Source organism: Frankia sp. CcWB3, from assembly GCF_977927595.1.
In genome coordinates this window covers 1-11,842 of record NZ_CDWRCK010000134.1, presented here as the reverse complement: position 1 = coordinate 11,842, position 11,842 = coordinate 1, and the positions used below count along the sequence as shown (strand labels likewise).

Below are 11,842 nucleotides of genomic sequence, written 5' to 3'. Positions count from 1 at the left end.
CAACCACCCCGCCCGGCGCGGCCCACAGCCATGCCCGTGAACCGTCACCTACAGCAAGATCACTAAAGCAGGTGGACGTCCCGGCCCGATCGGGACGTATTCCTGGGCCAAATGTTTACGGTGGTGTTCCGCCGGGTTGGGCCCATTTTTCAGGAAAAAACTAAATAAGGAAGGTTTGTGCATCCGGTGCAGGTCGGGTGCCCGCGGTGTTTGTACGGCCGGGTTCATGGAGACGAAGAGGAGGCAGACTCACGCTCTGGGGGTGCCCGGTGTTCCAAATTCTCTGGATCGTTCTGGCCGGTCTGGTGATCGGTCTTCTGGCCCGTCTGATCGTCCGGGGTCGGCAGAACATCCCACTCTGGCTGACGGTCGGGTTCGGCATCATCGGCGCGCTGGTGGGTAACGTGATCGCGAGCGCGCTCGGCGTGCGCCACACCGGCGGCTTCGACTGGATCCGGCACATCCTGCAGGTTGGTGTCGCGGTCGCGCTGGTCGCGATCGTCTCCCCGATGTGGGCGGCGCGTCGTGGGCAGAGCACCGGCACCCGGCGCACCGCGGGCCGACCCTAGCCCGGTGTGCGCACCGGACCGCCCGGTGTGCACACCGGGCGGTGATGCGGGGAAGCGGCCGGTCAGCGGCCGCGGCTCACCCAGTCGTCGTAGTCGACACCCTCCTCACCGATGGTCGTGTCGTCGCCGTGACCGGTGTGCACGACGGTGTGCGCGGGCAGGGTGAGCAGCCTGGTACGGATCGAGGCCAGGATGGTCGGGAAGTCGGAGTAGGACCGCCCGGTCGCCCCGGGACCCCCGCGGAAGAGTGTGTCGCCGCTGAACAGGACCGGGTCGCCGTTGATCTCCCCGAACAGGCAGATCCCGCCGGGAGAGTGGCCCGGGGTGTGCAGGACGCGCAGCGCGCCACCTTCGGGCAGGCCGATGAGCTGTCCGTCCGCGAGCGCACGGTCGGGCGCCCGGTGCGGATAGATCGCCTTCCACAGCACCACGTCGGCGGGGTGCAGCGCGATGGGCGCCCGGACCAGGTCCGCGAGCTCCGCCGCCGCATTGATGTGGTCGTTATGACCGTGCGTAGCGATGGTCGATGTGACCACGCGGGTGCCGATGGCCGCCGCGATCACCGACGGGTCGTGCGCGGCGTCGATGACCAGTACCTCGTCGTCGTTTCCCACGAGCCAGACGTTGTTGTCGACCGCGAACGACTGACCGTCGAGCGTGAAGTCGCCGCGCGTGATCACCCGATCCACCCGAAGCCCGGTATTGACGATCATTGCGTCCCCTCCTCGACCCGATCGGTCTGCCCGCTGCCCGCTGCGCGTGTCGCGGGTGCCGTCGGACGGCGGTGCACCCGGTGGGGTCGACCGTATCCGGCGGTTCCCGGCTCCGGGTGGGCCCGCCGCCGACGAACCTCGCCAGTAAACAAAGGTTCAGTGAACGATGGTTCAGTAGACGGCGGCCCGGTGAACGACGACTCAGAGGATGACGACGCTGCGCAACACGTCGCCGCGCTGCATCCGGGTGAACGCCTCCTCGACGTCGCCGATCCCGATGGTCTCGGTGACGAAGGCATCGAGGTCTAGCCGGCCCCGGCGATAGAGGTCGATGAGGATCGGGAAGTCGCGGCTCGGCAGGCTGTCGCCGTACCAGGACGACGACAGGTGACCGCCGCGGCCGAGGACCTCGGCGAGCGGCAGCTCCACGGTCATCGCCGGGTCGGGTACACCCACCAGGACCAGCCGTCCCGCCAGGTCGCGGGCGTCGAAGGCCTGGCGGTAGGTCTCTGGGCGGCCCACCGCCTCAATGACCACATCGGCGCCGAAGCCGTCGGTGAGCGCCCGGATGGCCGCCACCGGATCGCCTGCCGTGGCATTCACGACATCGGTGGCACCGAAGTGTCGGGCCCAGGTGAGCTTCCGGTCGTCGACATCGACCGCGATGATCTTCCGTGCTCCCGCGATCGAGGCGCCGGCGATCGCCGCGTCGCCGACCCCGCCGCAGCCGATCACTGCCACCGTCTCACCCCGGGTGACCCTGCCGGTGTTCACGGCGGCACCGAAACCGGCCATCACCCCGCAGCCGATCAGCCCGGCCGCCTCTGGCCGGGCCGCGGGGTCCACCAGCACGCACTGGCCCGCGGCGACCAGGGTCAGCGGCGTGAACGCACCGATGCCCAGCGCCGGCGCCAGCGGCGTCCCGTCCGCCAGGGTCATCGAATTTCGCGCGTTGCGGGAGTCGAAGCAATACCAGGCCATGCCGCGCCGACAGGCCCGGCAGGTTCCGCAGGGGGCCCGCCAGGCCAGCACCACGTAGTCACCGGGGGCCAGACCCACCACGCCCTCGCCCACCGATTCGACGGTGCCGGCCGCCTCGTGCCCCAACAGGAACGGATAGTCGTCGTTGATCGCGCCCTCGCGGTAGTGCAGGTCGGTATGGCATACGCCGCAGGCGCGCACCCGTACCCGTGCCTCGCCCGGACCCGGATCTGGAACAACGATCTGCTCCAGCGAGACCGCGGCGCCCTTCTCCCGGGCCACCACCGCTTCCACCGTCTGCGCGCTCATCCCGGATCCCTTCTCCTCGAGTCTCCTCGAGCACTGGTCGGAGAGATGAATCCCTCGTCGAACCGGAGGGGTCACCCCGATGTCTGACTTTCCTACCTCCGTTGGTGGGCTCCGTCCAACACAGGTGGGGTCCGTCCAAGGTGGTCACGCCGCTCATGGCGCGACACGCCGCTTTACGGCCACCCGGCGCCACCGAGAACGGGTCGGTGTCGGTACGCTCCTACCGGTCCGTTTCTGCTCTTTGTAGAAGGAGCAACCCCTCAGTGGTCCGTTTCACCGACACGTCGTCCGTCGCCTCACCGACCCGCCGCTTCTACGGGGAGGTGACGGTCGGTGATCCCCGCCTGTCCGAGGACGGGCGGCTCGAGGCCGGCGGTGAGAGTGTCGATGCCGGGGTGGGCGAGCCCGGGCCCACCGGGCGGCCGCTGCCGTCGTTTCCCGTCCCGCCCCCGCTGGCGTCGCACGGTCCCGCCTGGATCGTCGCGATGTGCAACCAGAAGGGCGGGGTCGGCAAGACCACCAGCACGATCAACCTGGGTGCCGCGCTCGCGGAGTACGGCCGGCGGGTACTCCTTGTCGACTTCGATCCTCAGGGTGCGCTGTCGGTCGGGCTCGGCGTCAACCCGATGCAGTTCGACCTGACGGTGCACGACCTCCTGCTGGGCGGGGACGCCGACGTCCGCGAGGTGATCGTCGAGACCCAGGTCGACGGGCTCGACCTGCTGCCGAGCAACATCGACCTGTCCGCCGCGGAGGTGCTGCTGGTCACCGAGGTCGGCCGCGAGCACAGCCTCGCCCGCGCGCTGGCGCTGATCCTCGACGAGTACGATGTCATCCTCGTCGACTGCCAGCCCTCGCTCGGCCTGCTGACCGTGAACGCGATGACGGCGGCGGACGCCGTCATCGTCCCGCTGGAATGCGAGTACTTCGCGCTGCGGGGAGTGGCGCTGCTGTTGCAGACCATTGACAAGGTGCGCGAGCGGCTCAACTCACGCCTGGAGCTCGCCGGTATTCTGGCGACCATGTACGACGCCCGCACCCTGCATGCCCGGGAGGTGCTGGCCCGGGTCGTCGAACGGTTCCCGGACGAGGTGTTCCACACTGTGATCAACAGGACGGTTCGGTTCCCGGAGACCACGGTGGCCGGCGAGCCGATCACCACCTACGCCCCGACGTCGGTGGGGGCTGCTGGCTACCGGCGACTCGCCCGGGAACTGATGGTCCGGCACGACACGCCGCCGGCCGTCGGCTGAACCGAGACAACGGGGCGATCGGGGCGAAAAGGTAGCGACGTGCTGTTCCACCTTGCCGAACCCGCGGCGCTTCTCGGGATCCTCCTCGCCTTCCTCATCGGGATCTTCGCCCACGACGCCGCCCAGGTGCTCGTGGCCCGGCTAGTCCGTGACCCGACCCCGATGCGCTCGGGGCGGCTGACGACGGGCCTGAAGGGCCGGCTCAGCCCGTTCAGCGGAGTCGCTGTCTTCGTCGTCGGCTACGGCTGGGCCGAGTCGGTGCCCATGAACGACGTGTGGCGGCGGCGCCGGTTCCACGTGGCCGCCGCCGTCCTGGCCGGACCGCTGGCGTATCTCCTGCTCGCCCTGGCAACCCTGGCGGTGTTCCAGCCGCTCGGCGAGCCGGGGCTGGTGCGGCTCGGTGACCGCGTCACCGAGGTGACGGTGCCGAACAGCTTCGGTGCCGAGCTCGCGTTGTGGATGGCCGTCACGTTCGGGTCGATGTTCATCGTCAGCCTGATCCCGGTCCCCCCGACAGACGCCGGGCGGCTGCTGTTCCTGCTCGGCCCGACCACGGCCGGCTGGCGCAAAGCCCGGTACCAGTTAGCCGAGCGCAACATCGGGTTGGGCATCCTGCTGGCGTTGTTGCTGCTGCCGGTGCTGTTCGTCGGATTCCCCTCGGTCATCGGCCAGCTCATCGGCCCGTTGCTGCGGGGACTCGCCTCGCTGATAGGCCTCAACCTGGGGTGATGATGATCACGCCGACGCCGCCGGGGCGTAGCGTGGCGCCATGACCCGGTCTCGAGCTGCTCCGGCCGACCAGGCCGACCAGGCCGACGGGATGGCCGCCCCGCGTACCGGCGTGCCGACGGGTCGTGGTGGGCGCACGGAGACCTTCGTCGTCGAACTCGACAACTTCACCGGCCCCTTCGACCTGCTGCTCTCGCTCATCGCCAAGCATCGCCTCGACGTGACCGAGGTCGCGCTCTCCCAGGTCACCGACGAGTTTGTCGCGCACATCCGGCGGCTGGGGGACCAGTTCGACCTCGGCCAGGCCACCGAGTTCCTGGTGATCGCGGCGACCTTGCTCGACCTGAAGGCGGCCCGGCTGCTGCCGGGTGCCCTGTCCGAGGACGAGTCGGCGGACCTGGCCCTGCTGGAGGCCCGCGACCTGCTTTTCGCCCGGCTACTGCAGTACAAGGCGTACAAGGAGGCTGCGGCGCTCTTCGCCGGCCTCATGGCCCTGGAGGCGCGCCATACCCCCCGGGCGGTACCCCTGGAGCCCCGTTACGCCGCCGCGCTGCCGGAGGTCCAGATTGGCATCGGCCCGACGGAGCTCGCGGCGCTCGCGGCCCGGCTGCGTGAGCCGCCGCTGCCGCCGCTGGTCGCGACCGATCACGTGCACCTGCCCCGGATCAGCGTGCGGGAGCATATGCTCGCCGTCATCGCGATGCTGCGCGAGGTGGGCACCGCGACCTTCGGGATGCTGTGCGTCGGCTGCCGGCAGACCATCGAGGTGGTGGCCCGGTTCCTGGCGCTGCTGGAGCTCTTCCGCGAGGGCCGGATCTCCTTCGACCAGCAGGTCCCGCTCGGTGAGCTGACGGTGCGCTGGATCGCCCTGGATCCGGCGGTCGAGGCCGACGCCCCGCCGATCGGCCACGGGCTGTTCGGATCTGATCGGTACGGTGGGGACGCGGAGGAGGAGTCGCGGGAGGTGGCGTCGTGACTGGGACTGCCGGGACTGCCGGGGAGGCCCGGCCGCCGCTGGGTGCGTTGCTTGAGGCGGTCCTCATGGTCGCGGAGAAGCCGGTCGGCGTCGCGGAGCTCGCGACCGGCCTCGGCGCCCCGGCGCTGGAGGTCGAGCGGCTGCTCGCGCAGCTCGCCGAGCAGTATGCCCGCGACGGCTGCGGCTTCCGGCTGCGGCACACTGGTGGCGGCTGGCGCTTCTACACTGCGGACGAGTGCGCCCCCTGGGTCGAGCGATTCGTGCTCGCCGGCCAGTCGGCCCGGCTGTCGCAGGCTGCGCTGGAGACCATGGCCGTCGTCGCCTACCAGCAGCCGGTGAGCCGGGGGCGGATCTCGGCGGTGCGGGGTGTCTCCGCCGACGGAGTCATCCGCACCCTCACCGCCCGCGGCCTGGTCGAGGAGGTAGGGCACGATCCGGAGACCGGCGCGATCCTCTACGGCACCACCGACTACTTTCTCGAACGGATGGGGCTGCGCGGGCTCGACGAACTGCCGCCGCTCGCCCCCCTGCTGCCCGGTCTCGATGAGATTGATGACATTGTTACGTCATGAGCACCAGGTTCCCGTCATGAGTACCGGTGACCGCCCGGACGAGCCCCAGGACCAGGGCATCCGGCTGCAGAAGGTGCTGGCCGCCGCCGGGGTGGGCTCCCGCCGGCACAGCGAGGAGTTGATCGCTGCCGGTCGGGTCCGGGTGGATGGCACCGTGGTGCGCGAGCAGGGCCGCCGGGTCGATCCCGAAACCGCCCTCATCGAGGTCGACGGTGAGCGGATCGTCACCAGGGCGGGCCTGATCCACTTGGCGTTGAACAAGCCGCGCGGGGTGCTCTCGGCGATGTCGGACGACCGGGGCCGGCCGACGATCGCGGATCTGCTCATGGAGTTCGGCGGCGGGCTGTTCCACGTCGGCCGGCTCGACGCCGACAGCGAGGGGCTGCTGCTCGTCACCAACGACGGGGAGCTCGCGCACCGGCTCACCCATCCCTCGTTCGCCGTCCCCAAGACCTACCTCGTCGAGGTGTCCGGTCCGCTGCGCCGCGACGTCCTGCGCCAGCTGCGCGCGGAGGTCGAACTCGACGACGGCCCGGTGCGCGCGGACTCGGCGCGCGTCGTCGACAACGCGAACGGACGGGTGATGGTCGAGGTCGTTGTGCACGAAGGGCGCAAGCACGTCGTCCGCCGGATGATGGACGCCGTCGGCCACCCGGTGCATCGGCTGGTGCGCACCCGGTTCGGGGCGGTGTCGCTGGGAACCCTGCGCGCTGGGCGGGCTCGTCACCTCACCCGTCACGAGATCGGCACCCTGTATCACGGCGTCGGTCTCTAGGCTCGAGGCTTTAGGCTCAAGGCCATGGTCGGGTCGGGATGGGATGTCGCATGCCTTCCGCGCCTGCGCCGGGTCGGGGTCGTCGGCACGGGCCTGATCGGGACCAGTATCGGTCTCGCGCTGTCGGCAAGGGGCATCGAGGTCCTGCTCCGCGACGTGGACGAGGCACAGGTTGCGCTTGCCGAGAAGATGGGGGCCGGGCGGCCGTGGGCGGGGGAGCGGGTCGATCATGCGGTCGTCGCCACCCCGCTGCCGAGTGTCGCGGCCCAGGTACGCGCCCTGGCCCGCTCCGGCCTCGCGGACACGATCAGCGACGCCGGCAGCGTCAAGGTCCGACCGTTGGTCGAGGGAGTCCAGCTCGGCTGCGACCTCACGACGTGGTGCCCAGCCCACCCCATCGCCGGCCGGGAACGGCACGGGGCCGTCTCCGCCCGGGCGGACCTGTTCGCCGAGCGGGTCTGGGCGGTCTGTCCCGTCCCGCACACCGGGTCGGCCGCGGTGCACGCCACGGTGGCGCTGGCGTTCGCCTGCGGGGCCACGCCGGTGCGGACCACCCCGCAGCGTCACGACGCGGCGATGGCGTCGGTCTCCCACGTGCCCCAGATCGTCGCGAGCGCGCTCGCGGGGGTGCTCGTCGGGCTGCCGGAACGGGACGTGCCCTTCGTCGGGCAGGGGTTCCGCGACACCACCCGGCTCGCCGACAGCGACGCCGAGCTGTGGTCGGGGATCATCGAGGGTAACCGCGGCCCGATCGCCGAGCGGGTACGTTCCCTCGGCGCCCAGCTCACCGCGCTCGCCGGCGTCCTCGACACCGGTTCCGGTGACGAGGTCACCGCCGCGGTCTCCCGGCTCATGCGGTGCGGCCAGGCCGGCCGTGCGCTGCTTCCGCGCAAGCCCGGCGCCCCGGCGCAGTCCTGGGGCTGGGTGGGGGTCGTGCTCGATGACCGACCTGGCCAGCTCGCCGCGCTCGTCGGCTTCATCAGCCAGTGGCAGATCAACATCGAGGATGTCGGGCCCTTCGAGCACAGCCTCGACGCACCCGCCGGCATCGTCGAGCTCGCGGTGGACCCGACGGCCGCGGACGAGCTCGTCGACCGATTGACGCTCAACGGCTGGACGGCATACCGGCGATCCTGATGCCGTACCGAGTAGCCTGATCCGGGTTGCACATGTCGGCATCCGCGGGGGCGCGATCCGACAACATTTATTATGTGACCGGGACGGAGGAATCGGGTGAAGCCCGACCACGGGTCTGCGCTGTCGGCAGGAAGCATGGTCACCGACAGCCGGGAGGGAACGTCTGCGCCGCTCGGGTCCGAGGGAGATGGTCCCGCGGTCCACGAAGGCGGGGCCGAGGGTCTGATCGTGGCGGTCGACGGTCCCGGAGGGTCGGGGAAGAGCACCGTGGCCCGCGAGATCGCCCGCCGTCTCGGCCTGCGGTACCTCGACACCGGGGCGATGTACCGCGCAGTCACCCAGCTCGCGCTGGAACGGCGGATCGACATCGAGGACCCGGCGGCGGTCGCGGAGCTGGCCGAGCGGGCGGTGATCTCGGTCGGTACGGACCCGGACGAGCCCTCGATCGCCATCGACGGTGTCGGGGTGGACGCCCAGATCCGCACCCGCGCGGTGACCAACGCGGTCAGTGCGATCGCGGCGGTGCCGGCGGTGCGGGCGTTGCTCGTCACTCAACAGCGTCAGGTGATCGCCGCCGTGTTGCCGGCCGGCGGCATCGTCGTGGAGGGTCGCGACATCGGCTCGGTCGTGGCGCCGGGCGCCCAGATCAAGGTCTTCCTCACCGCCTCGACCGAGGTCCGTGCGCTGCGTCGCTCCCGCCAGCTCGGGGAGAAGGGCGTTGACGACGTCGCCCGGACCCTCGCCGAACTCGACCGGCGCGACGCGCTCGACAGCAACCGGGCGGCGGACCCGCTGGCCATCCCGCCCGACGCGATGGTTCTGGACTCGACGGCCCGGTCGGTGCCCGAAGTCGTCGACGAGGTGCTTCGGCGTTGCGAGCAGCTGCCGAACCGGACGAGATGACCACGTCGAACCCCCGCGCTGAGGCTCCCCGCGCTGAGGCCGCTCGGCCGGGCGACGGTGCCGGCGAACGTGCCGCGGAGGCGGCCGGGCGGGCCGCCCGGGTCGCGCGTGGACCGGTCCACCGGGGTGCCGCGTCACCGGTCTACAACGACCTCCCGCACCGTGTCCTCAAGCCCGGGGTCCGCTGGTTCCTCAACCGGGTGGTCATGCAGATCAGCCTGGAGGGGCTCGAGAACGTCCCCTTCGACGAACCGTTGATCTTCGCTGGGAACCACAGCAGTTGGCTGGATGGCCCGTTGGTGGTGATCGAGTCCCCGCGGACCGTGCGCTGCCTGAGCAAGATCGAGATGTACCGGGGGGTGCTCGGCCGGGCGCTGCTGTTCAGCGGTCAGATTCCGATCGATCGTGATCGGGCCGACCGGGAGGCCCTGCACACCGCACTGGACGAGCTCTCCCGCGGCGGGGCGATCGGGTTGTTCCCCGAGGGCACCCGGGGCAGCGGGGAGATGGCGGCGGTCCAGCACGGTATCGCCTACCTCGCGGTGCACGGCCGCTGCCGCGTCCTACCGGTGGCCTGCATCAACACCGGTGCCGTCCTGCCCCGGGGGGCGCGCTGGCCGCGCCGGTCGGTGCCGATCCGGGTAGTCTTCGGTGCGCCGTTCGCGGTGGAGGTGCCGGCGAACCCACGTTCGCGCAAGGCGCTGGCCGCCGTCGCGGAGGACATCCGGGTGCGCCTGCTCGACCATCTGGCGACCGTCCGGGCCGGAAAGGCCTGCGGTGAGGCCGGCGGGACCGGCGGGGCCGACCGGGCCGGCTTCGGGTAACCTGAGCAAGATCGCTGCTCGCTCCGGACGGGCGGGTGAGAGCCCCCGGCGATCCGACCACGCTCGAGTGCCCGGCGCCGAGCCCGGGAATCACAGGCGATCCCGTCCCACGATGACAGTTGGCAGTGACAGTGATGAGCGGACAAGACCTATCAACGGACCTCGGCGCGGCCGGGTTCGACCGGTTCGCCGACGGTGGCCTCGGCGATGACGTCGGTGGCTTCGGCGATGACGTCGGTGGCCCCGACGGGTTCGTCGGCGAGCTCGACGGCGAGTTCGCGAGTCCCGGGGCCGGTCAACCGGTGGTGGCCGTCGTGGGGCGACCCAACGTGGGCAAGTCGACGTTGGTCAACCGCATCCTCGGCCGGCGCGCCGCGGTTGTCGAGGATGTCCCCGGGGTGACCCGTGATCGCGTCGCCTACGACGCGGTCTGGAGCGGGCGGCGGTTCACCCTCGTCGACACCGGCGGCTGGGAACCCGACGCGACGGGGCTGGCCGCCCAGGTCTCCGAGCAGGCCCGCGCGGCGCTCGACACCGCCGATGCGGTGCTGTTCATCGTGGACGTCGTCACCGGCGCCACCGACGCCGACGAGGCGGTCGCCCGGGTGCTGCACCGCTGCGGGCTGCCAGTGATTCTGGTGGCGAACAAGGTCGACGACGTACGATTCGAGGCTGATGCGGCGGCGCTGTGGAGCCTCGGGCTCGGCGAGCCGCACCCGGTCTCGGCCCTGCACGGCCGGGGCAGCGGAGACCTGCTCGACGCCGTGCTCGCCGCGTTGCCCGAGGCGCCGCGCGAGATCCTCACCGAGTCCGACGGCCCCCGGCGGGTCGCACTGATCGGCCGGCCCAACGTCGGCAAGTCGCGTCTGCTGAACAAGCTCGCCGGCAGCCGGCGGTCGTTGGTGCACGACGTCGCCGGCACCACCCGGGACCCGGTCGACGAGCTGGTGGTGGTCGGCGGCGAGGAGTGGATGTTCATCGACACCGCCGGGCTGCGCCGTCGCGTCCGGGAGGCCTCCGGCGCCGAGTACTATTCGTCGCTGCGCACCGCCTCGGCCCTGGAAGCCGCCGAGGTCGCCATCGTCCTGCTCGCCGCGGACGAGCCGGTGACCGAGCAGGACCAGCGGGTCATCTCGATGGTCGTCGACGCGGGACGGGCCCTCGTCCTCGCCTTCAACAAGTGGGACTTGGTGGACACCGACCGCCGGCTCACCCTGGAACGGGAGATCGTCCGCGACCTCGGCCGGGTCGCGTGGGCGCCGCGGGTGAACGTCTCGGCCCGTACCGGGCGTGCGACCGACCGGCTCGCCCCCGCGCTGCGCACCGCGCTGGAATCCTGGGGTACCCGGATCCCGACCGGCCGGCTGAACACCTGGCTGGGTGAGGTCGTCGCCGCGACCCCGCCGCCAGCGCGTGGAGGGCGGGTTCCGAAGGTTCTGTTCGCGACCCAGGCCGGAGTGCGCCCGCCGCGGTTCGTGGTGTTCACGACGGGTTTTCTGGAGTCGTCCTACCGCCGGTTCCTGGAACGCCGGCTCCGGGAGGACTTCGGCTTCGCCGGTTCGCCCATCTCGATCTCGGTGCGGGTGCGTGAACGCGGCGACCGCAGGGGCGGCGGCTGACGGTTGGACCGGGTTCCGGCCGCCAGCCGGGCGGGTTTTCCGGACCGGCCGGACGGCCGGGACGGCGTGACGGCGGCTTACGACGAAAAAACCCGTTGAGCAGGCTCACAAGCCTGACCAACGGGTTTTACCACCTCTGTCGGGACGACAGGATTTGAACCTGCGACCCCCAGACCCCCAGTCTGGTGCGCTACCAAGCTGCGCCACGTCCCGTACGGCAGCAACGTTACCGTACCGGCGACCACTACGGTGACCGGGGGTCGCGTCGTCAACGGCGCGACCCCCGGTCACCGTGCGTGGGCTCCGCGTGGGACCAGGCCGAGGCCGTCACCCACGAGGTGTCTGCACGCCGCATGGCCGCCGAACAGCAGGGTCAGCTCGCGCCCTGGGCACGCCGTCGGGCAACCCCGGCGCCGATCAGCAGGGCGCCTACTGCCGCACCGGCCAGCGGGAGCAGGGGTGAGGACCCGGGGTCGGCCATC

The 11,842-nt window shown here is 71.1% G+C and carries 12 protein-coding genes and 1 tRNA gene; 10 read left to right on the top strand and 3 right to left on the bottom strand.

Translation table 11 applies throughout. From position 1 onward, the window contains the following. The first annotated feature begins 269 nt into the window (after positions 1–269). Positions 270–569 (top strand): GlsB/YeaQ/YmgE family stress response membrane protein, encoded by a 300-nt coding sequence (locus ACY5KJ_RS11875; protein WP_462186285.1) that lies wholly within the window; start codon positions 270–272, stop codon positions 567–569. A gap of 62 nt (positions 570–631) precedes the next feature. On the opposite strand, the gene ACY5KJ_RS11870 is transcribed toward ACY5KJ_RS11875, so the two are convergent. Both ACY5KJ_RS11870 and ACY5KJ_RS11865 read right to left on the bottom strand, forming a co-directional pair. Further along, positions 632–1,282 (bottom strand): MBL fold metallo-hydrolase, encoded by a 651-nt coding sequence (locus tag ACY5KJ_RS11870; protein ID WP_462186284.1) that lies wholly within the window; start codon positions 1,280–1,282, stop codon positions 632–634. A gap of 201 nt (positions 1,283–1,483) precedes the next feature. After that, the gene (locus ACY5KJ_RS11865) at positions 1,484–2,572 is read right to left on the bottom strand and encodes an S-(hydroxymethyl)mycothiol dehydrogenase (RefSeq protein WP_462186283.1); all 1,089 of its coding nucleotides are present in this window, start codon (positions 2,570–2,572) and stop codon (positions 1,484–1,486) included. Positions 2,573–2,835: 263 nt separating this feature from the next. Here ACY5KJ_RS11865 and ACY5KJ_RS11860 point away from each other — a divergent pair, with 263 nt between their 5' ends. The 9 genes from ACY5KJ_RS11860 to der all read left to right on the top strand — a co-directional run bounded on the left by ACY5KJ_RS11860 (position 2,836) and on the right by der (position 11,360). Continuing rightward, positions 2,836–3,825, top strand: coding sequence for a ParA family protein (locus ACY5KJ_RS11860; RefSeq protein WP_462186282.1), 990 nt, complete (start codon positions 2,836–2,838; stop codon positions 3,823–3,825). Between the two features lie 39 nt (positions 3,826–3,864). Further along, a complete protein-coding gene (locus tag ACY5KJ_RS11855) occupies positions 3,865–4,554 on the top strand; it encodes a zinc metalloprotease (protein WP_462186281.1) in 690 nt (229 codons plus the stop codon). 40 nt (positions 4,555–4,594) lie between these two features. Continuing rightward, on the top strand, positions 4,595–5,530 hold the full coding sequence (locus tag ACY5KJ_RS11850) for a segregation and condensation protein A (RefSeq protein ID WP_462186280.1): 936 nt from the start codon (positions 4,595–4,597) through the stop codon (positions 5,528–5,530). Then, positions 5,527–6,102, top strand: a complete 576-nt coding sequence (gene scpB / locus ACY5KJ_RS11845; RefSeq protein ID WP_462186279.1) for an SMC-Scp complex subunit ScpB — start codon at positions 5,527–5,529, stop codon at positions 6,100–6,102. Before ACY5KJ_RS11850 ends, scpB begins: the two co-directional genes overlap by 4 nt. Positions 6,103–6,118: 16 nt before the next feature. Then, positions 6,119–6,877, top strand: coding sequence for a pseudouridine synthase (locus ACY5KJ_RS11840; RefSeq protein ID WP_462186278.1), 759 nt, complete (start codon positions 6,119–6,121; stop codon positions 6,875–6,877). Positions 6,878–6,901: 24 nt separating this feature from the next. Beyond that, entirely contained in the window at positions 6,902–8,014 is a 1,113-nt protein-coding gene (locus tag ACY5KJ_RS11835) for a prephenate dehydrogenase (RefSeq protein WP_462186277.1), read from the top strand. A 96-nt stretch (positions 8,015–8,110) separates the two neighbouring features. After that, entirely contained in the window at positions 8,111–8,917 is an 807-nt protein-coding gene (gene cmk / locus ACY5KJ_RS11830; RefSeq protein ID WP_462186276.1) for a (d)CMP kinase, read from the top strand. Further along, entirely contained in the window at positions 8,914–9,741 is an 828-nt protein-coding gene (locus tag ACY5KJ_RS11825; protein WP_462203364.1) for a lysophospholipid acyltransferase family protein, read from the top strand. The genes cmk and ACY5KJ_RS11825 overlap by 4 nt, the downstream gene beginning before the upstream one ends. Before the next feature lie 134 nt (positions 9,742–9,875). Next, complete coding sequence (gene der, locus ACY5KJ_RS11820) at positions 9,876–11,360, top strand: ribosome biogenesis GTPase Der (protein WP_462186289.1); 1,485 nt, start codon at positions 9,876–9,878, stop codon at positions 11,358–11,360. A 139-nt stretch (positions 11,361–11,499) separates the two neighbouring features. Here der and ACY5KJ_RS11815 read toward each other — a convergent pair. Then, positions 11,500–11,573, bottom strand: a tRNA-Pro gene (locus ACY5KJ_RS11815). Positions 11,574–11,842: the final 269 nt, after the last annotated feature.